Raw genomic sequence first — 21227 nt, forward strand, 5'->3', positions numbered from 1 at the left:
GGGCCCGACCTGGGCTCGCCGAATATGCGACTACTTCTCGCCGGCTCGGGTGGCGGACTTGGCGCCGGCCAATTCCGTCAAGTTGATGCGATCAAATTCGCTCCAGACATTTGCCAGCCAGTGCCGGACATAGCCGCGCAGCACGAAGGAGTTGTTCGCGGGTTCATCGTTCCGCCCCTTGTTTGCAACGAAGTCTATGAATGGGACGGATGCGACTTCCACCTGCTCATAAGCCATCTCGTTAAGCTTCGGTATGACCAACTCAGTCGCATGTTTGATGCGGTGAAAATAGGAATTATAGGTCGCTTGATCCCACTGGAAGAATTGAGTGTCGTTGATGAAGTTCTTGACTAGGTAGTACTTTGCGCCGCTCATGAAGGTCGCGGTCTCCGCGATCTCGTCTAGCGAAGCGATGGATGATCCCAGGATATGGAACACGGCGAATGTTATCTGGCCAGACCGCGCCGTGTCCAGAAATCCGATGTCGCGCAAGGAAGCCAGGGCAGAGGACAGTAAGCCTGCGCGAGCATCAATGACAGTGACGGACAGCCCTGAGTTCAGGGTATCGAAGATCTTCATCTGGTCCGCTGTCGTCGTCATGTCAACGATCTCGGTGATCTCGGGATAAAAGCGCTTCAGCGTTCCCCGCGGCGACTCCGTGTCGAATGCGCGTGTTTGCACGTTGTTGACGCTGAAGTAGTCCAGTAGCGTTCGTGATACGGTCGTTTTGCCGACTCCTCCCTTGTCCGCACCTACCACAATTACAACTGGCTTCACCATGGAAATCTCCTGAGACACTCGCTATTGCCGCGCGCAAACTGCGCAACCGGCGCGTCACTGCTTTGGGTGCGAACATGGCAGAAAGAAGGGGCAATGAACCTTCGATGCGAGAGCTGTGCAACCGATGAACGTTTTCAACATCAAGCGAATGAGCACGCAACGACGATGCAGGCCGAGGTGGGGAGTAAATCACTTGTGCTGGTGATCTACGTGAGGTTTGTAGGCGGCTGGAATGCGCGCCGCCAAGAACCAACGGTCTGCCTGTGGTGATCGTTACGATTGCCATATCTATTGCGCCGCTATCTAGATTGGCATGAAGCGACCGATTCTTACGTAGCGTCAGATTGCGAGCTCGGCGAAGCACAATCGAGCCGGTGCTAAGCGGTCCGACTATGGCTTGGCAAATCATCAAACGTCTGCTGGATCAGATCGTTGTCTGTTCGGCGGACAAGTACTGAGAGATGTGCCTGAACGACCGATCTCTCGCTCTGCTGAAGAATATTGAGATATGCGAGCGTTGAAACGGGTTGCTGACGCAAATGGCAAGCATGCATCTGTTCAAGCTGAGGCGAGATTATCGTGTCATGGAGAACGAGATCGAAGGGTGAGCGGGACGAAGCCCGACGGAGCAACATCGGTGGCGAAGCGACAGCGAGGACGCTCCGTCAAAAGAAGCCGGCGTCGAGCGAATGCGACCGGCGATCTTTCTCTTGGGCACAGATTTCGCCGATGACGCTACGTGGTGCGGGTCGAGAAGAATCTGCAGGGAATGAACGATGGCCTGGCGCGCGTGCGCTCTCGCTGGGCCGCTTCCTTGAGTGCGGCGGACGGTGTACATTACCGTTTTAAACCGTCCACTCTGACCACCCTTTCGTTTACTAGGCAAGCCCGCCCTGAAATGGGATGCGAGGTGCGCGTCCAGTTCTCGTTTCTTCTGGTCGGTCGCGCTTTAGATAGTTGGTCGGCATAGTCGGCCTCGGCGTAAAGCTACGCCATGCTTGCCTTCATATGGGGCAACCACCGAATCGTTGCCAGACGCTCCCCTAGAGTTTGCGCTTGAGGGGCATCGATCCCGCTGGCGCCACGGTACATAACGCCACCCCGTAACGCGGCCCGAGCACAACTGAACGCGACTAAGGCGGATACCTACTGCAACAATGGAGGGAAGCGTGGAAAACAGGAAGCGTCGACCTCATAGCTGCCGCCGAAGGCCGCCGAAAGTAGCGATCCTCTGGCGCTGCGAAGAGCTCCGATCCGGGCATCGCTGGTTAGGCTGGAAATGAAAAGAATTAGGGGCAAGCCATTTGGTAAGCGGTTATCTCTACGTCTGAGCTATTGCCCATTGGCACGACGACAGCGCCTCAACTTAGTGTTCGCTGCGGCCGTTTTCTATCTTGCATTTGGTTACCCTGAAGAGTTCAACCCGGACTGCTTGTTTGGCAACGCGTTTGAACAAAAACGGCGCTCAGGCCGCATGGTAACTGTCGGCGAGCGAATATCTCCCCGAGCTAAAGGCGGGTGGCTGGACGCACTCTGCGCGCAACAGCCAGGCGCTTGTTAAGCGCCTGGGCTGCTAGAAAGTCAATTCGGTGGCGCCGTCGGGGCGGCGTCTGGCTGCTGGGCGCCTGGCGGGGGTGTGGTCGCCGACGGCATGGTGGTCGGCTGCGCTGCGTCCTTTGGGGAGCGGCCGACGATAATTGTGAGCAGACCCTCGCCCCACAGCCGCTGCGCTGCTCTCTTGGCGTCCTCCAACGTCACAGCATCGATCACGGCGTCGTGCTTTTCGAAATAGTCCATGGGCAGCTTGTCAAGCTGATGCTGCAACAGCGTTCGCGCAAGCTTTGATGATGTGTTGAGAGCCAGCATTTGCGAGCCCTTCAGGTAGGACTTTGCATCATTGAGTTCCTGCTGAGTCGGTCCTTCCTCGGCGATGTGGCGGACCTGCTTCTCGATTTCTTCGACCGTTTGGTGGGCACGATCGGCGCAGGTGCCGCTATTGCCGAGAAACACGGCTGAATGATCCAACCAGACCAGGTTCTCACGAACCGAATAGGCCAGTCCGCGCTTCTCGCGGACTTCGCGGAACAGGCGCGACGTCAGGCCGGCGCCGCCGAGGATGTGGTTGACGACATAGGCGGCCATGAAATCGGGCTCGCTGCGACGGACGGCTGGACCGCCAAAAGTCACAACTGTCTGCGGCACGTCGAGCGGAATAAAGACTCGCTGCGGCGGCTTTGCTGCGACGACTTCGGGAACCGGCGTCGCTTCCGCCTTGGTCGGCAGGTTGCCAAAGGTCTTGTCGAGCAGTTTGCAGAGGACCCCTGGATCGACGTCGCCGACCACCGCGATTGTGAGCGTGTCTTTTGCGATCACGCGTCGGACATAGCCCTTGAGATCCGCGACCTCGATTTTCGGCACGCTTTCCAGCGAGCCGCCGGCTGGGCGAGCATAAGCATGATCGCTAAAGGCGACTTCGAGGAACTTGTGATGGGCCAGAGACGAAGGGTCGGTCGAGTCGTGCCGAAGGCGCGCAAGCACAGTGGCACGGATCCGTTCGACATCGGCCGCATCGAAACGGGGCGAGGTTAGCGCCATCCGTAAAAGGTCGAAGGCTTCGTCTGCGCTGTCCTCGAGCGTGCGCAAGGAACCGCGGAAGTGATCATGGGTCGACTGAAAATGCAGATCAATGGCACGATGGTCGAGCCGCTCATGAAAGGTCTTGAAGTCAAGCCCGGCGGAACCTTCCTTGAGCAGGCCAGCAACCATGTGGCTTACGCCAGGTTTTTGAGCGGGGTCCTGAGTCGCGCCGCCGGTGAAGGCAAATTCCATCGCGATCAACGGGACAGTGGAATCCTGTACGAACCAGGCTTCTATACCGCAAGACGAAACCAGGCGCTTGATCCTGGTCCGGGCAAGCGTCCTCGTGGCGCCGAGCGAATTTGGCGAAGCGAGCATCGCGATTGAGAGCGAGGCTCCCCCGAGGAGGATCTCACGTCGTGTGCAGGGATGGATCATTAGAGCTTCTCCCCGTGTTTTGGGGTGGAATCTTTGATCAGATAGCCGGTCACAGACCGTTTCTTGTCGAGCCATTTCCGCACGGCCTCGTGCACCTGCTGTGCACCGACCGCGCGGATACCGTCCGGCCAGCCCCGAATATCGTCGATGCATAATCCCGTTGTCAGGCCGCGGCCATACCAGCGCGCGAGCATTTCCTGATTGTCCTGGGCGTAGGTTACCCGCGCGATCAGCCGCGTCTTGACCCTCTCGAGATCTTCGGTGCTCGCGGGATTACCCGCAATGTCCGCTATTACCTCGTCGATGGAGCGCTCGATCTGGCTGAGTTTGACGCCGGGTTTTGGTACGGCAGAAATCGCGAATAGCGAGGGATCGAGCGCGGCAGAGTGGTAGGTCGCTCCGGCAGTGACCGCGAGCTGCTTTTCGACCACCAGCGAGCGATAGAGATATGAGTTGACGCCGCCGCCCATCAACTGCTCGAGCACGTCAAGCACTGGACCCTCGCCGGCGGCCGCGGTGCGAGCCGATGGTACAAGATAATAGCGGTGCAGGGCGGGCTGCTCGACGCGGGCATCGGCCAACGTCACTGTGCGCGGCGCGGCCGGCGTCGGCTCCTGCGGCCGCAGGCGTTCCACGGGAATCGATGCTTGCGCGGGGATGCCGCCAAATGTGTCCGTCACCATCGAGCGGATTTCCTTGGGGGCGACGTCGCCGGCGACAATCAGGATCGCGTTGTTCGGTGCATAGAAGCGCTTGTAGAAGGTAAGCGCGTCCTCTCGGGTAAGCTTTTCGATTTCCTGGCGCCACCCGATAATGGGGCGACCGTAGGGGTGGTTGAGGTAAAGCGCCGCCATCATCTGCTCGGCGAGACGTTCACCTGGATTGTTGGCGACGCTCATATTGAATTCCTCCAGCACGACGTCGCGCTCGCAAAGCACGTCCTCATCTTTGAGAATGAGACCGGTCATGCGGTCGGCTTCAAATTCCATCATCTTGCCGAGGTGCTCGCGCCGCACGTGCTGGAAGTAGCTGGTGTAGTCGAGCCCGGTGAAGGCGTTCTGATTTCCGCCGGCGCGCAGGACGGCCTTGGAGAATTCATTCGCCGGATGTTTCGAGGTGCCCTTGAACATCAGGTGTTCGAGGAAATGCGCAAGCCCCGATTTGCCAGGCGGCTCGTCGGCGGAACCGACCTTATACCAGATCATCTGAGTCACAACGGGTGTGCGATGATCCGGGATCACGACCACCTGGAGGCCGTTCTGAAGCGTGAAGCTAGCTGGTCGATCCGATCTGACCGTGTCGGCAAAGACGCTCTCCCCTTCAGGAAGATATAAGTCAGTGCTATCATCCATTCTGTGCTCGACCGCCAGCGCGGTGAGCGTCGTCGAGCCAGAGGCATTAGCGGCAGTACCTCCTGCCTTGGCGGTGACCGAAATCCCATTCTTCATGGCATCTTCCATACTGATCCACGTTCATGGTGGACAAATCCGACAAAGCGGGGAGCCGCGCGTCGTTTGCCAAACACCAGAGCAAAGACCGGACCAATTGCCGGAGGGGCGTACTCACGGCCGCGCGCACGCCAACTGGACACAAAATAGAACTGGCGCGTACCATCCTGGCAAAAGGTGAACCGTCGACGTGTCGTGAACACGACATTTACGCACGACGCGTCAGGATGACTTGGCGTCAACTGGCAGAATGGAAAACTTGCAGAAGGGGTGGATTGAGCGGCGGTATGACGTCGGTGCAACTTTCCGCAGGCTCGCGGTTACACATCTCGCTCTACACGATGAATGGCTTGGCAATATTTCTCATGGTCGCGAGGCGGGAGTCGGCGAGCAGCTCCTTGGAGTACACTGCGCCGAAGTAGTCGAGGACGAAGGTGCCAGAATAGCGTAGATTATCGGCCGCGCGGATTAGGTTATCGAGAATTGTGCCGACTTGGCTAATGCGGTCGCGATAGCGCGCGCGGATAACGTTAACGGCGTTCATCGAGTGGACCGCCTCGTCGGCAATTACCTCCCTCAGCCAATGATGGAACATGCTGTTCCCAAGTGTGTCGTAAAACGGCTTTTCTGCTGCATAGGCGCGACAAGTGCACATCTCATCAAATGCGATCATAACCATTAGGGAAAATTCGTCCTTCAGGTGTTCAACGATCGGACCAAAATCATGAGATCGAGCCTCCAATCTCTCCCGAAGATTCTTTTCGGATCCATTAGCGACAAGTTCAATGATCCGGATGAATCCGTCGGTGTGGCGCTCTTCGTCAATCGCCCAGGCGTTGAAGAATGCGGCAGCTTCATCGGAAGCGATAAGATTTCTCGCCACTAATTCTTGTTTCAAGTACCGGGCGTCATATTCGGTGTACAGATCAGGCCACAATTTGTCCCAACGTGCGCGGACAGCCGACGGCTCGGCGGCGAACATCGCTGGCGTAAGAGTATTGAATAATTCTTTTGGACTCCAGTTCCGTCGAAACGGCGTGATCATCCGAGTGCCCCTAAACGCGTAGGATGCGAGCGCGCCGGCGCACAATTGTTGTCATCCGTACGCTCGTGTCATCCGTACGCTCGCAGAGCATATGCTACAAACAAGAGGCCGTCGTCTCCTTGTTTTGGTAGGCTGATGGCCAGAGGTCTTTCGGCTGGCTGCAGTGTCCCCTTGAATGGCGCAGTAGCCTTTTGTGATCCACACGGCCGCAAAACCAGGGACACTTGTCATTGCTAGTTGCGGGTCTAAAACGGCCTCACTTGACCTCGCGAGGGGCGCTCTGGCGGGCCGCCATGCTGACAGGCACGATAGTTTCAGCAGATCCACGACGCCGCATATTGAGGGGTAGGACTGCGGCACGTTTTGAAGCACAATTAGCGGCACACGTGGCATCCGATGGGAGTCCCCGGCATCAATCGGGTGTGGACCAATGGTGGTAGTCTGCGTCCCAGTGGATCCGAACGTTAGCCTCGTTCCCATAGCCCTTTAATTTTCGGCAGTTGCGGCGATACGACTTCCTTGAAAGGGAGTGCACGGATGAAACACCTCATCATGAGTATCGATGAGTATCTCTCTGGCCTTCTTCGATTCCGCTAAATTCTCGGTGAAATCCCTGTGCACTCCCGCCGCGCAAGCGCACCGCTAAATCAAGTAAACGGAGCGACGGAAGAGAATCAGAAGCTTATGCGATAAGCTTACGCGACCTGGTAGATTGCCTAGGGTTGCGCGATTGAGAGGATCCGTCGCTAAGCAGCATTTCGGTTGTCGACCGGCGAGGTAAACAACTGCTCAATCTCGCTAGCTTCGATGAGACGGAGGAAGTCACAGTTGCGTGCCGTTTGCTGTTTATGGAGGCAAAAGGATGGCGACAAAGCGCCGGCTCTCTGTCTTTCAAATCACCAATAAACGGATTGCTCAAATTAGTTAGTGAGGATTCCAACGACAGGCCAGTTCACAGTCATCCTGATTGAGATTGCAAGCCGAAACGTGCCTCGCTCGCGCTAGCTATTGCTAACTCCGCTATCCAACCAATAAACTGAGCCAACGGGGTGCAGAAGCGCCCGGATGGAGCACTGCCGAGCCGGGTTTTATGTGGATGTGCTCCTTGTGGAAGACATTCATTATCGGCCTCTGTCATGCCGGCAAGGTTCTGCCAACCATTCACGGCTTCCACTCCGACCGCTAACGGATCGAAAACGGTTTTCGAGCAAGTTCTTGCCCGGGATAGCAGGGGAGGAGATCCACACATGACCGGACCGGCCGTTATGGAAAACGTGCGCCGCTATCGCGCGATAGCTTCGTTGTGCCGTCAGTCCGCCGCATTTCGGCCAATCCAACGGGACTCATTGCTAGCGCAAGCTGCAGAGTGGGAGGAACGCGCGATCGCGGAGATCGAGAGATACTTCAGTTGTTCTGCTGCACGTCCTGCTTGATTGCGCTCGACGATGAAAAGAATCCACCATCTGGCCAATAGGTCGGATCATGAAAGGCAATGCTGGCCAAACGATCCAGTCGCGCAAGCGGCCGCGCTGGGAATTCATCGGCGGGAGCTTCGAATAGAACGCTCAAACAGCTTCATCATCTCCGCCAGCACATCCCGGGCCCTCGTCCAGCCACGGGATAGCTCAGCTCTGTGGATTGCTTCCGCCCTCGCCGACGCTGTGCCAAGGGCGCCGTTACGTTGCCCGGAGGGATGATGCGTTCGCATTCGGCAAGAAGAACTCCTTGGTTCGGCACCGTTCGTCGCGGTGCCGTGCAAACATTAAGCCCTAAAGCCGACCGTAAGAGGGGCATGCCGAGTAAATCTGCTAGCCGCCAGGAGCTCGTGTATGATCGCCTGATGAATGTCGGCGCGCGCTGGCCAGCCGGAAGATCCGATGTTGCGCCACGCAAGGAAAATGGAAACTCCGGCTTATCAAAAGCGCAATTCCGCCATCTCCTGCGGATGCAGAAATCATTGATCAAGAGTTATATGGCGAAGGGCATGAGATGCGAGGCTGACTCGCCAAAGTCGATCTGGCCAATGACGTGGGTTATCTTCGTGTAGAGCCTGTACGCTCTACATAAAGTCATATTCATCATCATACGGATCGTTCGCGGGCTTTGCCGCACTCTCGGTACACCTGGCATTGCCGCTATTGTCTTCAGTTGCGGCAAGATACAAAGGCGGTTTACCCGCTCGTTGCCATTTGCATCCTTTTTCCATTTGTCCTCGTGCTTGGTGGGATCAAGCACCATCATCGAGTCACTTACCTCAACAAGCCAAACGCTGCTGCGCGGGCTTTCGCTTCCGGATTGAAAGAGTGAGAGAGGACGAGCGGTTCGTTGCCGTCGATCCGGAGCTGATGTTCAAGCAAGATATCGCCCGCGTTATCGACAAGCGGATGAGTAGCCCGGAAATCTATTATTGAGGTGAGTTCATCTCACCCAGGAAATTGTTCGCGCCAATCATTTTTGCGCTTGAACAGCTCACTCGGGCGACCTCCGGCTTCCGTTCTCAGGGCCCGGCGCTCTTGTTCTCGAGCTGATAGCTGAAATATCGCGCTTTCTCCGAACCAGACTTCGTGCCGAAGCAAAACGCAACGTCCGCTGTTCGTTGAGCCTTTCGGGACACCCGAGCTAGGGTATCGCTGGGGATTCGCAGCAATATGCTCTATGTCTCCGCCATAAAACTCCGTCAGCTTGTTCTCGAATGAAGATCTTGAGATCTCAACCACCGGTGGCTCGTCAACCAGCGCGTATGGCGGGACTGCAGCCGAAAATGAATCAGAGGAGAAACTCGATGGCGCCGAATTCAGGAAGGAGAGTATATCCGGCGAATCTTTGGCGATGCGCGTAGTACCGGTCATTAGTCGCGCTCGTTCTCATTTCATCGGCCTCGGAAGCGCATTTGGTATCGGATAAATTGCTGGTGCGCTGAAACATGAAGCCTCCCATTTGTATCGACGAGGTCGCGAGGGCTGCCGCCGATTGAGTGTTCCGCATTGATGGTAAGCCTAGCTGTCGGTATGCTGACAGCTTAGCATCAAGACGTCACCATTCCGATCCGCTCCCGCATTGGCTCGTTCGAGATAGCGCCGCGAAGTGCCGGCCGTCCGCCTGCGGTGCTGGGTTGGCGCCGCCGGCCTCCGTCTTACCTTCAAGGGCGAGGGACAGTTTGAAGTTATTGCGCAGCATCGGGTTTGCGGGTTCCGCTGCGAGAGCTTGGCGGTAGAGTTCTTGGGCCTCCAGATGTCGGCCCTCGTGATCGAGAACAACTGCTTTGGCATTCAATGCGCGCAGGTCGCCAGGGGCTGCCAATAAGATCCCGTCGAGCACCTCAAGCGCATCATTCGGGCATTTGCGTGCCAGCAAAGCCCGCGCAAGAGGAATCGCGGCATCAACATTGTCCGGTCGTTGCTTCAGTGCATCGCGCAAAGCCTCCTCGTCAGCATCCCGACCGAGGGCGTGAGCGATGCGCTCGCGCATAGCTGGATCGACCTCCTTGGCCCCGACCAGTTCTGCCGTAGACGTCGGCTGCTGTGAAAGACCCGACTTGTGCGAGTTAACGCAACCCGCGAGCAGCACAATGGCAAGCATGGGGAGAAAGGCCGAGCACGAATGGCGACGAAAATTACGCCAGCGCCGCAGAACGTTAATCTTACATGAATTCATAAGCGTCCTCACGACCCCAAACGTGTGCTCGTCAGCCGGCCGCAGGGAGGAGGTCACGATGCCCGCCTGTAGGAGTCTTGTCCTTGCCGGGCGCAAGTTTGACGGAGCCAATCGGCTGGACGGTGAAATCCGAGGCGAGATCCTGATAGGAGAGAACAGGTAGGTCTATTCCATTGCGGGTGAGAAAGCCGCGGACGAAGCGCCGGATATCCATCGAGCCCAGGATAACTGGCTGGTTCTGACTGCGTGCGATGCTCGAATGGATCTGGCGAAATTGTGAAAGCAGCATCTCGCTTTGCCGATCCTCCAAAACGAGATAGGGACCGACAGCGGTCTCGCGCACCGCACTGCGCACGATATCCTCGGTCTCGCGCTCGACGATAAAAGCCGCCACAACACGATGGGCGTTGGCGTAGCGGTGACAGATCTGCCGCTTCAGAGCGGAGCGCACATATTCGGTGAGCAGTACGGCATTTTGTTCCCGTTCGCTCCATTCTGCAAGCGCCTCCAAAACCAAACGGGTGTTCCGGATCGGGATGCCCTCGTCCAGCAAGCGACGTAGGACATCCGCGATGCGAGGGATCGGTGTCGTGCGCAGCACCTCTTTCACCAGATCGGCATATTCCTGCTCCATCCGGCCAAGCAACTGACGCGTTTCCTGAATGCCCACCAGGCGCTGTGCATAGCGCGTCAACGTTAACTGGACGCGCAGGGCGATGATTTCGCTCGGACGGTGGTGCCCTATTCCGGCAGCTTTGAGAGCAGGCGCATGGACTTGTTTGATCCAGATCCGATTCGTGTCTGGGTCGTGCCAAAAGGGGATCCCGCTCAAATCAATGTTCGCCACGTCGTCGTTAAGTAAGAGTTGTGTAGGGTCAATGGCGCCCTCTTCCACGGGCACTCCTTCGACATCCACCCGGAATTGCGATTGGGCCAGGTGCTTTGCGCTTTGGGCGGGAATGCGTGGAATTGTGATGCCAAGATCAGCTGAAACCAGTGCCGAAACCCGAGCGACGCACTGCTCGAGTTCCCCTACGTCGATTGCCTGCATCAGGCTCGGCGCTAGCAACAGCGTAATTGGAAGTGCCTCCGCGGGCACGGCTTGCTTCTGACCCTGTGCGGAAGCGGGAGCCGAACCGGTGGGACCGGCGCCGGCTTTGGGAGCGGTCTTGCCCTCTTGCACGCCAACCTTGAGAAAGCTGGCGGCGGAGAAGAGCGCGGCCAGTATGACAAAGGGGGGCAAAGGGAAGCCAGGAACGAGCCCCATCACAAGCAAGACACAGGAGGCCAAGCGTAGCGCTTGTGTGCTGGCCGTAAGTTGGTTGACGATATCGGCGCCGAGATTGAGTTTGGAAGGACCGTTGACACGAGTAACAATGGTTGCTGCGGTAATTGACAGCAGCAGGGCCGGAATCTGCGAAATGAGCGCATCACCGATCGTCAGGATGGTGTATTGATGCATCGCCTCCTCGAGGGACATGCCCTTGGAGAGTGATCCGATCGTGATGCCACCCAGCATGTTGATGCAGATGACTATGAGTCCGGCTATGGCATCGCCCTTCACGAATTTCATGGCGCCGTCCATCGCCCCGTGCAGTTGGCTTTCTCGCTCCAGCGCGCCGCGCCGGCTGCGGGCTTCGTGCTGATCGATATGGCCGTTGCGCAGCTCCGCGTCGATCGCCATCTGCTTGCCCGGCAGCGCATCGAGCGTGAAGCGCGCCGATACCTCCGCCACCCGTTCGGCGCCCTTGGCGAGAACCATGAACTGCACCATGGTCACGATCAGGAATATGACAATGCCGACGGCGATGTTGCCGGATATGACGAAATCGCCGAACGTATGGATGATGCTGCCGGCATCGCCCTCGGCTAGGATCAGTCGCGTCGTTGCAACGGTAAGAGCGAGACGAAAGACGGTGGAGATCAGGATGACGCCCGGCAGGGACGAAAAGTCGAGCGGCGTGTTGAGATACAGGGCTACCATCAACAGCAATATGGCAAACCCCAGATTGAAGCCGATCAGCATATCGATCACGATGATCGGGATCGGCATGATCATCATTCCGATCGCCAGAAGAAGCATCAACGCGACCATCAAATCCGGGTGAGCCGGCGCGCGCGTGATGAGATTTCGTAGAAGGTTGGCCATGAGAAGCCTTATTGTTGTTCGATTGCAGCTGTGCTGCCCCGCAACAAAACATAGCGTTTGAAGACGGCTTGCGCTTCGGTCATGCGGCCAGCGTGACGCAGGGCGTGGCTGCGCATCAGCATCAAGGGCAGACACGAAGATGGCTCGTCATCCAGTTTATCAAGCTTGTCCAATACCGACAGTGCTTCGTCACCGCGACGCTCCGAGATGAGAGCGTAGGCCAGGATGCGGAGCAGGCCGATGTCTTGGGACTGTTCGTGAGCGACCAGCCGCAACAGAGCCAGGCTCTTGGCGCTCTGTCCGCACGCAAGGTAGACATAAGAAAGCACGCAGAGCAAATCTCGCTCCGGCCCGGAGATCAGCTCGACAGCGCCGGCTTCGGAAACGCGCTGTGTAGATGTGAAGTGTTGCACTTTGTCTGGCCCGGCCATCGCTAGCCTTTGATCAAGCCGTTGTGACTCTGCCGGAGCAGGATTAATTGCTGCAGCTCCAGTTGCAGAAGCGCGGCCCCTTCACGTGACACCAAATCCTCTGGCGCGGCTGATAGCGTATCAGCCAAACGCTCCAGAAGAAGGCCGTGTTGCTCTGGACGCAGAACATGCGAATGACGTAAGCGCGGCGTCACGAAGGAGAGCAGACCGTGCGCGAGATTGGGCTCATTAAGCCAAGCGAGTTCCGAGCCTGGCTCGACCTGACCTGGCGGGGCGCGCGCCTCGTCGAGATTGACGCGCGAAACTGCATCGATCGAACTGAGCTCGAGCGCGCTCTCGATCGTGGCGTCCACCAACGGATCCAGCACGTCGCTGTGACGAGAAATTGAGGTGTGGCTCTTGTTATCATTGCCACGCGTCCGATCAATCCCGATGGACTTGCCTCGAGAACTAACGGGCGTGATGGCAGATGCATGATGATCGACGTTTGGCTCCTGAAAAGAGGTGCCAGGCTTGACGGGATTCGGGGGCAGCCTAGTCATGGCACTTTGCTTCCTTACCTGCGGCCTAAAACGCTAATAGGGTAGGGTGGCAAGCCGACCATCCCGGCTCAGCAAAACACGCCCTTCCTCAATCCCGCAGACGGTCCATCCATTGCTCAAGAGCGCGCCGACGAAATACTTTTGACCAGCAACGACAATATAGGGTTCGCTCCCGCGCCAAACAGCTTGGACCTCAATTGCTGGGGGCGTCTTCTCAACCTTGATGGCGACCGCATTGACAAGCGTATAAGCGCCATTGCTATTTTGATCAAACCGCTGCTGGACGTCTCGCCATGTGGCGAGCGAGGCGGGCGTAACGGTGCCGTCGGCGGTGACAACGCCCGCCCCAGAGCCGACCTTGATGCCGACAAGGCCCGCTCTGTCAACTTCCTCTTGCAGCCGCTCGGCAGCTGCATTGGTGGCCAAAGCATCAGGAGCGCTGAGCGCCAGCGTGGGTGCAATGGTCGTAGCAGGGGACGACCGGCTTGACGCCACGGTGGTGTCGGTCTGGACAAAACTGGATGAGACTGCGCCAACCGCGGCAGAGCTGATCAGGACAAAAGTGAGAACGGCGAGCGATATACGCCGGCGGTCGACGGAGCCAGCTTGTTTGTAGTCCTCGATCGTCCAGCGAATGGACATCGCCCCGGCATGCAAAACGACAGGAAGAGGGACAACAATGGGCTCATTCGCTAAAACAGTCTCGTGCCCCTCGATCCTGACGTCCCTCGCAAGGGCCTCGATCTCGATTGAATTGGAATGCGGGGTGACACGGAGATGGTGCGGTTCGAGGCCTTGTTCGACGAAGATTAAGTCTGCATCGAGGCTGCTGCCAATCAGACACGATCCGATCCCCACTTTACTTGTCAGCCCAGAATAACCCCCCGACAGCACTTCGAAATGCAAGCAATTTGGTTCATTCACGGTCAGTTTCCTGAATAGCGAACGGGACCGTACGGCAAAACCGTACGGCCCGTTGCGACTTCACAGACTAAGCAGCCGGGGAAAGTGGGGCGGCGACGCCGCCCCATCTCATCCCTTACTGCACCCGCTCATCGGCCGCTTTTTTGATAGTCGAAAGCTCAGTCGAGACAACGCGAAGTTCCACATCCCTCTCAGCAGCCTTTGTGCTGGTCGCAGTCAGAGCGGCGATTTGCTTTTGGAATGCCGCCTCTCCAGCAACTTCAGCAGCCGTGGAAGCTGCTGCAGCAGTAGCGGTGCCGGCTGCCCCACCTGCAGTCGAGGTACCAGACGCACCAACTCCTTTACCCATACTATTCTCCTGTTTGCTCGATTTCGCCGCCACGTGCGGCTCCTATTTCCTAACGTCGCAACATGCGACGTCAGGAATCCTCCTCTGTCTCGGCCATGACATCGTCGAAACGGCTCATTGCACTATTCGCAAATTGGAGAGCAACGGCTCCAAGAGCGACGCTGAACGCTTGCTGCATAGCGGCTTCATGCGAGCTACCGCCCGGAGTGGACGCGCCGCCGTTTACGGGAATGTTTGCATCAGGCGATCGGCCATGATCGTCGCGCTCGCCAGGCTTGTGAGATGCTTTTTTGCCGCCGCTTTTGCCGCCAGCCGCATGGAGGTCAGCATCAACGTGCCCAGCGGCGCCAGAGCTCGTAACGCGCATCGGGTTCTCCTATGTCAATTCAATGTGCCAATCGAGGCAGTTTCCACCCTCCACTCTGCAGGTATTAGCTTTCGACAAGCTGACGAGTCGTAGAAAATACAATGAGCCGATGGTGGATCGTCATTAAACGTTTCACCAGCAGACCGTATTTGAAAGGCTGCCGGCGAAAGCTGGAGATCAGATGGTTAAGACAAACAATCGTTTGTGGAGCTTGATCGGGTGAGCACGTTGCTCATCGCTTCGAAAGCGTTCAATTGGCGAAATATCAAAGCCGCCACTAATAAAAGCGCTTTGGGCTCGACGTGCTGCAATCTCGGGCTCATGTCTCTTGCGATGCCTCCGAGCTCTTTCGACAATTTGCTTGCGGTCAGGCGATGCGGCACGGAGCTTGACCTCGTCGGGAGCGAGGCTGAAAGCCAGAGTGACGGCCGATTCAGCGGCCAGAGCGGTCCATCGGCCCTGGCTGGCCCATGGCGATCCGTCAATCGCGACCCATTTCAGGGAGACCGATCAGGAGCCCGCTGCTCGAGAAAGAGCCCTTCGGCTCTACCGCTTTGGACCAATGTGCTCTCGATCCTTGCGCAATCGGCTGGCTCCGCGGCTGTGGCCGTCTATCGGGTATTGTTAATGCATCGCGATGTTGACAGGCGGCGTATGCAGTCAATGGAACTTCACAGCGGCAGACCGGGCTTGAGGTCGGATTCGAACGATCGAGTGCGGCCAAAATAGTTTGTGCGCAGCGACGGGCCGAAATAAGTTCCTCGGATTCGGGGGCGGTCTCAAGTATGCTGGTGGAGCTTGCGCGACCTACTGCTCGGCAGAGAGCCCAACCGCGCGGAGGTCGCGCAAGCTCAGTTTCCAGCGTGATCCTGAGAAGATAGCGTCGCTCCGACTAGGCGTAAGCGCCTGCAGCTTGCAAGCGCTCGGACTCGATGCGAGCCTTGAGGTTATTCAAATAATCCTCCGCGTAGGACTGGGCCACCGAAACCGGCAGGTTGATGCCGGCCGTCGCGGCTTCTTGAATTGCCTGCTTCACCAAGCCTTCTCGCATTGCTAATTTGACTTCAGGTCCGGCGATGCAGCCCACCGCCTGTGCTGCAAGGCTCAGCCCGGCTTCTTCCAGCGCTTGCTTTATGTTGCCGCCACTGATGGCAGTGTGAAGAAGATTTGCAGCTTGCGCCTCGGCTTCGAGCACCATTGACGCCAGATCGGCCAATTCACCCAAACCTGGAATGAAGCCAAGGACACCGACTGCTGTCGCGGCCCAGTCGAATACCTTAGAGCCAACTTTGAGCACGTCATTAAGTGCGTGCATGAAGGCGCCACCGTTCTTTTTGGCAGACTTGATGTCGGGCTGGTCTGCCACGCCCATCGTCATGTCCGCGACCGCGTCCTGCTCGGCAGGCGTTCGGACGGCATGCGTCTTCACTTGGTGGACGGTGCGGTTCGCACCCGACATGTTGTTGAAGAACTGGTTGAAGTCGCTGCTGCTGATGTTGCCGGAATCGACCGTATGCCCGCCGCCGAAGTCGAAGAACTTATGGTGGGTTTTGTAGCCCGTAATCGCGTTGTTCATCAACCCGAACAACACAGGATCGGAGAGCAGCTGGGAGGCCGCCTTTCGCACCTCGGGCGTGAGGCTCTTATCATCGACCATGCTCGCCAGCTTTTCCCGGGTCAGATCACCGTTCCCGAAGAAAGCGTTTTGGTTCTTGTTGATCGTATTGAGCGTATCGAGCTCGGCTTGCGTGAGATTCATCGATGATGAAGCAATCTGCAGGAAGTCCTCTTTGTGGACCTTGTCTATCGAGCCACCATACAACTGCTTCCATTCATCCGGGTGATCGAGGAAGTATTGAGCGGCCGCGAGGACCTGTGGCGGGCATTTGCCGGTTTTGGCTTCGCCGTCGACGATCCGCTTGAAATCCGCAAGGCTCAGGTTCTTAGGCAGGTTGTCGGAATACCGATAGAGCTCGCGCAATGCATCGGTCTGGGTCATAACCGATGGCTCGCCATTGCCGGTGCCGTCGGAAGGGATGTAGTTTTGCGTATAGCTCTTTGCCCGCTGCTCCTGGAACGCACCAACCTGAGGGTGGTGATCGGAGAAGCCGGAGAGATCACCTGCTTTAATCTTCCCGCCGCAGCGGCCGTCACCTTGCGAGCCTATCGCATAGAAGAGCTCTGGGTCCTGTTGCAGAGCCTCGATCGCGGCTTTTAGATCCGGTGGTGTGGAGGGATCGTTGGCCAAATCTCCAAGAGATTTCCAATCCAGCGGGCATTTGTCTTTGTGTCGGTTCAGCACCGACACAATCTGCAGCTCGGCATGAGTCAACGTGCCGCTGTTCCACGTGATCCTGGAGCTTTGTACGGGTGCCTCTGCAATCTTCGGTGCGCTCGCAGCGGAGGAGGACTCAGTGGAGGATGGCTCTGGCGCCTGCTGACATGCGTCCAGTGCGGCCTTGACCTCCGGCGGGAGGATGTTCCGCACCTCCTGCGTGAGTTCCTCCGTCAGCTGCTTGGCTGAGTCTGCAGCCGCCGGATCCTGCGGTGCGGAATGGTCATCGACTTTGTCTTTCAACGAGAAACTAGCCAGCATGGCCTCGAAATTTGAAAGATCCCGCGCCGATGAAGGCCCGGGCGCCAGCCCGGACAAAGTGGAGCTGGCGATTAGCGACAGGTTGTTGACTGACATTATACGTCCTCTGATTTGAGATCGCACCACAAGCCGGTCATGTGGCGCAGCCCGAGAATCGCGACGAACAATGAGCAATAAATGTTGATAGGATCGATGGCACCTACCACTTGCTTCCGATTGCTCAGTGCGTCCCAGCGCTCAGTTCCGCTACAATCTATAGGCACATCGCCGTCTAGATGTTCACGCCCTATGGTAGGTTCGATTAGCTTTCCAAAAGCTGACGGCATTCAGAGGTTTCATAACGAGACGCGAAATGGCAGTGTGAAAGGCGGTCATGGTTCTTGATATCGGAATCGGCTTGCCTGTTTTGTTTCGACCGCTCGCCTCCACGCCAACTAGGTCGAATTAATGAACCCGAATCTGCCGCTCTGCGGATGGTCACGTGCGCTGATTCCTGCATCAACGTCGCAGGTCTCCGCAGCCTCTTATGGTGAAATCACCCACGCCTAGCGACCTCGCGCCTGCGCCCAACGAGAGTGTTGGCGTCTGCCCGATGAGCCAGATACAGAATGATCGTATCAGATTGACTGGCGTAGATGCTCGAAAGAGTCCGACGGTATTGTGCGGACCATGTTGCCCCGAGCGGATCGAAGCTCAGCTGCGCCTGGCATTCTTTATGTCATCATGCTTATCCGCTTGGCGAGTGTTCGCTCGAACCTACAGGCCAAAGGTCAGAGTCTAGCGATCGTTTGAGACGAATAAAACCTCCTTCTCGCCATTCCGCCCGTGAGGCACACCCAGGTTGGTGAACGTGGTTGTCCGGGCAGCCCTGGTCGGTATGAGATCGCGGCTTTTTAGCATTTCGATCTGAGCAGGCGTAGCGATTTGGCCAGTGAAGACCCACTCGTCCCTGGCGCGACGCCGTTCGCCATGGCGAAATCTCCAAGTTCCGGCGGAGCAACCCGTGCGGGCAACACGAGCTCCGCTTGAGACGGTCCAGCGTGAGGTGACCCGGATCTTGCCAAACAAGGTCGTGGCCGAAATCGGAGGCGTCCACGCGATGCTGAGCGGGGCTGTTGGGAATTGGTCCGCTCGCCGCCGCTCAATGATGGCTCGACACGCGATGATCTGCCTCCGAGTTCCTGCCAAATTAGGTCCTGGCTGTATTCGGGTATTTTATGCAATGCGACTCTCTCGGACCGGCGGGCGACGAGGACGAGTGGGACGCTGGGCTGTTGTCCGCGGGGCTTAGCGCGTTGAAGTCCATCCTGTTCCTCCTTTTGGACAACGGAGGGGCTTTCATTCTTTTGGGACGAAGCTCATTTGCATGGCAGAGTTCGTAGAGTTGTTCAAAAGCTCGCAAAGGTCGCACGAGGCGCTAAAGCGGCAAAGCACGGTCGCCGATGCTGCTGGCCAGGACTCTGGTTCGCATCCGTGGCTCCGGCCAGGACGTTTATTGCGCCGCCCTGCGGCATCGGCCATCTACATATCCGCGCTCTGACAATGGCAGCAGTAGCTTTCGAAAAGCTGACAGAGGGCATAAACAGACGCATTACACCTCTTCGTAGGCGATCTGTTGTCATCAGGTCATTTCTCACCTGCATCGGGTAGGTGGACCATGCCGTCATGACGTGGTGCCTCCGGCGGAGGAGCGTCATTCGGTCGTCCTTCGCGAATGACCACGCTGGAGGATCCCCGAAACAGCATCAAAACCGACTCGTGCGGTGGCTTTTCGCCACCGCTCGGGTTTCGCCGTGCCTGTGCCTCCGCCGCAAGTCCTTTGAGTGTTTGCTCCACAAGCGCGACAAAGCGGGGTGGACCAGAGGCGAAGACGAGGCCATCTCCCGGGACGGCTCTCACGATGTAACGCTCGTCGGAGATGTTGAGCGCATCGAGTGCCGCCTTGAGCGCATCAAAGCTGATTGGACTCAAGACCAAAAGGCGGCTTTGCGCCTCATGCGCGTCGGATACATAGAGCACCAGCCCATCGTAGTACCATTGAAGATTGTAGAGATTGATCAACCGTTCGAGGAACTCTCGCGGTGGGAGATCGGGCATTCGCCCGCGAATCCGCCCCTTCACCCCGGTGCTGACATTGATTCTGATATTTAGGTTGTTGCCGAATTCCTGCAGTGCGGCCGCGAGGTCCTGATCCAGAACTGTGTAACTATAAGGCGTCGATGGCAGCGCCAGCGGAGCGCCGAGCGCCTCGACGACGCCCAAGCAAATGAAAACACCAACATAGAGAAGTTTCTTCAAGATGTGCCGCCTTGTGGATGGAATGAGCATTCCTGCTATTTTTACGCTTGAGAACAAGCACCGGAATTCGTCCCAAAATTTGGAAGCCGCTGCTTCGTCGTAAATTGGAAGCTGACCGTGATCATTAGATGGCAGCTGCTCGTCAGTTTTTGGTCAGCTTGCTTCTCTAAGGTGCCAGCCCGTTCGTGTGAACTGACGGGCTCACCTCACTACGTGACAGAAATGATTTCCTCCATGTTGTTTGGCATTACGTCGATCCCTGCCAACTCCGTCGAGTGTGCCTCCAACGGCTGTTCGCCGGCACACGCCCAGTTTGATGAGAGTCTTGCGCAGGCGGCCTCGAACCAAGATGCCGCCTCTTCTGTGACCGAGCGCGCGCCAGCTCCATTGCTGCCGGAAGTACAGCGCGCAGTCATGTCGGCGAGCCCGCTCGGCGATCGCGTCCTTCAGAGCATTTCTGCTATCCATCAGGGCAAACCAATTCCGTCGGGTGCAGTTTCGCCGACGCTCGTCGGCGAGCCTGATCCTACCAAGAGTCTCCAGCTTGGGCCGGCAGCGCAACCAGTCTTGCGTGTACAGCAAGTCGAGGTACATCCAGCGGGCAAACCGGAAGGTGCGGATCATTTCGACTCGGCGCTGGCGAATCTGCGGGATGTTTACAACGGCGTCATCCAGGTTTCGCTCCTTTCCAAGGGGACAGGTGCTGTCAGTTCATCTCTGAACAAGCTTCTATCGGCGGGCTGAGCGGGCCGTTGGCTGTCTTGACGAAAGACAAGATCTGTAACGGCTGTCCCGCAAGAAAGCGGCTTCATGCTCTCGTCCTGTTGCCGCTTTTGCTGACCCTCGCCGGTTGCAAAGCTGATCTGTATACCAAAGTTCAAGAGCGCGAAGCCAACGAGATGCTTGGGCTGCTCCTGAGCAAGGGTGTCGATGCCATCCGTGTTGTCGGTAAGGATGGGACCAGCACAATTCAGGTGGAAGAAAAGCAGCTAGCCTACTCAATCGAGCTTCTGAATGACCAGGGCTTGCCGCGCCAACCCTTCAAGAGCCTTGGTGAGGTGTTCAAGGGGGCGGGCCTCGTTGCCTCTCCGGTTGAGGAGCGAGCCCGCTACGTCTATGCTCTCAGTGAAGAATTGTCGCGCACGATCAACGATATCGATGGGGTTCTCTCCGCCCGTGTTCATGTCGTTCTGCCGAAGAATGATCTTTTGCGACAGGATGCAACCCCGTCTTCGGCGTCGGTGTTCATTCGATACGCCTCGAACGCGAAGCTCTCAGCCTTGCTGCCGCAGATCAAGATGCTCGTCGCCAACAGCATCGAAGGTCTATCATACGACAAGGTGGCGGTCGTGTTCGTGCCGGTTGAGCGGGCTCAGCATGAGGTCTCCGTTGGGCCAGCGGCAGCTTCCGCCGAACCAACCAAGTTCATTGCAACCCACATTGCGATCGGTGCAGGAGGTGGGCTCGCCGCGTTGGGCATTCTATCTTACGTGCTGCTGAGCACACGTGGGCGACAGCTTCGTCAATCCTGGCGCAAAGTGACAAGTTTCGGCAGAGATGCCAGCAAGCCAGCGGTCCAGTCCGCCGGCAAAAAGCTCTCCTCCGATCCGAAATAGCGGCAGCAGGCCC

General features: G+C 57.4%; 19 protein-coding genes. 4 read left to right on the plus strand and 15 right to left on the minus strand.

Going from position 1 to position 21227, the window contains the following annotated elements; genetic code table 11:
• Positions 1–30: 30 nt before the first annotated feature.
• The 4 genes from MTR72_RS21630 to MTR72_RS21645 form a co-directional block, all read right to left on the minus strand.
• A complete protein-coding gene (locus MTR72_RS21630; RefSeq protein ID WP_280968676.1) occupies positions 31–780 on the minus strand; it encodes a hypothetical protein in 750 nt (249 codons plus the stop codon).
• A 1581-nt stretch (positions 781–2361) separates the two neighbouring features.
• On the minus strand, positions 2362–3735 hold the full coding sequence (locus MTR72_RS21635; RefSeq protein ID WP_280970865.1) for a M16 family metallopeptidase: 1374 nt from the start codon (positions 3733–3735) through the stop codon (positions 2362–2364).
• 59 nt (positions 3736–3794) lie between these two features.
• A complete protein-coding gene (locus MTR72_RS21640; RefSeq protein ID WP_341511022.1) occupies positions 3795–5147 on the minus strand; it encodes a M16 family metallopeptidase in 1353 nt (450 codons plus the stop codon).
• 430 nt (positions 5148–5577) lie between these two features.
• Positions 5578–6288, minus strand: a complete 711-nt coding sequence (locus MTR72_RS21645) for a hypothetical protein (RefSeq protein WP_341510928.1) — start codon at positions 6286–6288, stop codon at positions 5578–5580.
• Positions 6289–7535: 1247 nt separating this feature from the next.
• Here MTR72_RS21645 and MTR72_RS21650 point away from each other — a divergent pair.
• Positions 7536–7721 carry a hypothetical protein gene (locus MTR72_RS21650; RefSeq protein WP_122405457.1) on the plus strand — a complete coding sequence of 62 codons (186 nt, stop codon included), beginning with the start codon at positions 7536–7538 and terminating at the stop codon, positions 7719–7721.
• On the opposite strand, the gene MTR72_RS21655 is transcribed toward MTR72_RS21650, so the two are convergent.
• Positions 7693–7857, minus strand: coding sequence for a hypothetical protein (locus MTR72_RS21655; RefSeq protein WP_280971194.1), 165 nt, complete (start codon positions 7855–7857; stop codon positions 7693–7695). The genes MTR72_RS21650 and MTR72_RS21655 overlap by 29 nt on opposite strands.
• Before the next feature lie 127 nt (positions 7858–7984).
• Between MTR72_RS21655 and MTR72_RS21660 the strand changes: the two genes are divergently transcribed.
• The gene (locus tag MTR72_RS21660; RefSeq protein WP_280968678.1) at positions 7985–8335 is read left to right on the plus strand and encodes a hypothetical protein; all 351 of its coding nucleotides are present in this window, start codon (positions 7985–7987) and stop codon (positions 8333–8335) included.
• Positions 8336–8711: 376 nt separating this feature from the next.
• Here the strand turns inward: MTR72_RS21660 and MTR72_RS21665 are convergent, their stop codons facing one another.
• The 10 genes from MTR72_RS21665 to MTR72_RS21710 form a co-directional block, all read right to left on the minus strand.
• On the minus strand, positions 8712–9137 hold the full coding sequence (locus tag MTR72_RS21665) for a hypothetical protein (protein WP_341510929.1): 426 nt from the start codon (positions 9135–9137) through the stop codon (positions 8712–8714).
• Positions 9138–9321: 184 nt separating this feature from the next.
• The gene (locus MTR72_RS21670; RefSeq protein WP_341510930.1) at positions 9322–9942 is read right to left on the minus strand and encodes a tetratricopeptide repeat protein; all 621 of its coding nucleotides are present in this window, start codon (positions 9940–9942) and stop codon (positions 9322–9324) included.
• Positions 9943–9973: 31 nt separating this feature from the next.
• Complete coding sequence (sctV, locus tag MTR72_RS21675) at positions 9974–12091, minus strand: type III secretion system export apparatus subunit SctV (RefSeq protein ID WP_280968680.1); 2118 nt, start codon at positions 12089–12091, stop codon at positions 9974–9976.
• An 8-nt stretch (positions 12092–12099) separates the two neighbouring features.
• Complete coding sequence (locus tag MTR72_RS21680; RefSeq protein ID WP_122405455.1) at positions 12100–12522, minus strand: histidine kinase; 423 nt, start codon at positions 12520–12522, stop codon at positions 12100–12102.
• A gap of 2 nt (positions 12523–12524) precedes the next feature.
• On the minus strand, positions 12525–13064 hold the full coding sequence (locus MTR72_RS21685; RefSeq protein ID WP_341510931.1) for a hypothetical protein: 540 nt from the start codon (positions 13062–13064) through the stop codon (positions 12525–12527).
• A gap of 33 nt (positions 13065–13097) precedes the next feature.
• Complete coding sequence (locus tag MTR72_RS21690) at positions 13098–13988, minus strand: SctD/MshK family protein (RefSeq protein ID WP_341510932.1); 891 nt, start codon at positions 13986–13988, stop codon at positions 13098–13100.
• 115 nt (positions 13989–14103) lie between these two features.
• Complete coding sequence (locus MTR72_RS21695) at positions 14104–14370, minus strand: nodulation protein NopA (protein ID WP_280968683.1); 267 nt, start codon at positions 14368–14370, stop codon at positions 14104–14106.
• A gap of 37 nt (positions 14371–14407) precedes the next feature.
• On the minus strand, positions 14408–14704 hold the full coding sequence (locus MTR72_RS21700; RefSeq protein WP_341510933.1) for a hypothetical protein: 297 nt from the start codon (positions 14702–14704) through the stop codon (positions 14408–14410).
• Positions 14705–15596: 892 nt separating this feature from the next.
• Positions 15597–17396 carry an HrpF/NolX family T3SS translocon protein gene (locus tag MTR72_RS21705; protein WP_280968686.1) on the minus strand — a complete coding sequence of 600 codons (1800 nt, stop codon included), beginning with the start codon at positions 17394–17396 and terminating at the stop codon, positions 15597–15599.
• Positions 17397–18926: 1530 nt separating this feature from the next.
• On the minus strand, positions 18927–19628 hold the full coding sequence (locus MTR72_RS21710) for a secretin N-terminal domain-containing protein (RefSeq protein WP_341510934.1): 702 nt from the start codon (positions 19626–19628) through the stop codon (positions 18927–18929).
• Between the two features lie 192 nt (positions 19629–19820).
• Here MTR72_RS21710 and MTR72_RS21715 point away from each other — a divergent pair, with 192 nt between their 5' ends.
• Positions 19821–20342: a nodulation protein NolB gene (locus MTR72_RS21715; protein ID WP_341510935.1), complete on the plus strand. Its 522-nt coding sequence runs from the start codon at positions 19821–19823 to the stop codon at positions 20340–20342.
• Between the two features lie 32 nt (positions 20343–20374).
• Positions 20375–21214, plus strand: a complete 840-nt coding sequence (gene sctJ / locus MTR72_RS21720; RefSeq protein WP_280970868.1) for a type III secretion system inner membrane ring lipoprotein SctJ — start codon at positions 20375–20377, stop codon at positions 21212–21214.
• Positions 21215–21227 lie beyond the last annotated feature (13 nt).

This window comes from Bradyrhizobium sp. ISRA442 (assembly GCF_038085055.1).
Classification (GTDB): domain Bacteria; phylum Pseudomonadota; class Alphaproteobacteria; order Rhizobiales; family Xanthobacteraceae; genus Bradyrhizobium.

Bases quoted from the DNA above. Each gene is read 5' to 3' on its own strand.
- MTR72_RS21640 (WP_341511022.1), bottom strand. From the start codon at position 5,147: ATGGATGATAGCACTGACTTATATCTTCCTGAAGGGGAGAGCGTCTTT.
- MTR72_RS21660 (WP_280968678.1), top strand. From the start codon at position 7,985: ATGCGTTCGCATTCGGCAAGAAGAACTCCTTGGTTCGGCACCGTTCGT.
- MTR72_RS21645 (WP_341510928.1), bottom strand. From the start codon at position 6,288: ATGATCACGCCGTTTCGACGGAACTGGAGTCCAAAAGAATTATTCAAT.
- MTR72_RS21650 (WP_122405457.1), top strand. From the start codon at position 7,536: ATGACCGGACCGGCCGTTATGGAAAACGTGCGCCGCTATCGCGCGATA.
- MTR72_RS21705 (WP_280968686.1), bottom strand. From the start codon at position 17,396: ATGTCAGTCAACAACCTGTCGCTAATCGCCAGCTCCACTTTGTCCGGG.
- MTR72_RS21635 (WP_280970865.1), bottom strand. From the start codon at position 3,735: ATGCTCGCTTCGCCAAATTCGCTCGGCGCCACGAGGACGCTTGCCCGG.
- MTR72_RS21670 (WP_341510930.1), bottom strand. From the start codon at position 9,942: ATGAATTCATGTAAGATTAACGTTCTGCGGCGCTGGCGTAATTTTCGT.
- MTR72_RS21630 (WP_280968676.1), bottom strand. From the start codon at position 780: ATGGTGAAGCCAGTTGTAATTGTGGTAGGTGCGGACAAGGGAGGAGTC.
- sctV (WP_280968680.1), bottom strand. From the start codon at position 12,091: ATGGCCAACCTTCTACGAAATCTCATCACGCGCGCGCCGGCTCACCCG.
- MTR72_RS21685 (WP_341510931.1), bottom strand. From the start codon at position 13,064: ATGACTAGGCTGCCCCCGAATCCCGTCAAGCCTGGCACCTCTTTTCAG.
- MTR72_RS21700 (WP_341510933.1), bottom strand. From the start codon at position 14,704: ATGCGCGTTACGAGCTCTGGCGCCGCTGGGCACGTTGATGCTGACCTC.
- MTR72_RS21715 (WP_341510935.1), top strand. From the start codon at position 19,821: ATGATTTCCTCCATGTTGTTTGGCATTACGTCGATCCCTGCCAACTCC.
- MTR72_RS21665 (WP_341510929.1), bottom strand. From the start codon at position 9,137: ATGACCGGTACTACGCGCATCGCCAAAGATTCGCCGGATATACTCTCC.
- MTR72_RS21680 (WP_122405455.1), bottom strand. From the start codon at position 12,522: ATGGCCGGGCCAGACAAAGTGCAACACTTCACATCTACACAGCGCGTT.
- MTR72_RS21710 (WP_341510934.1), bottom strand. From the start codon at position 19,628: ATGCTCATTCCATCCACAAGGCGGCACATCTTGAAGAAACTTCTCTAT.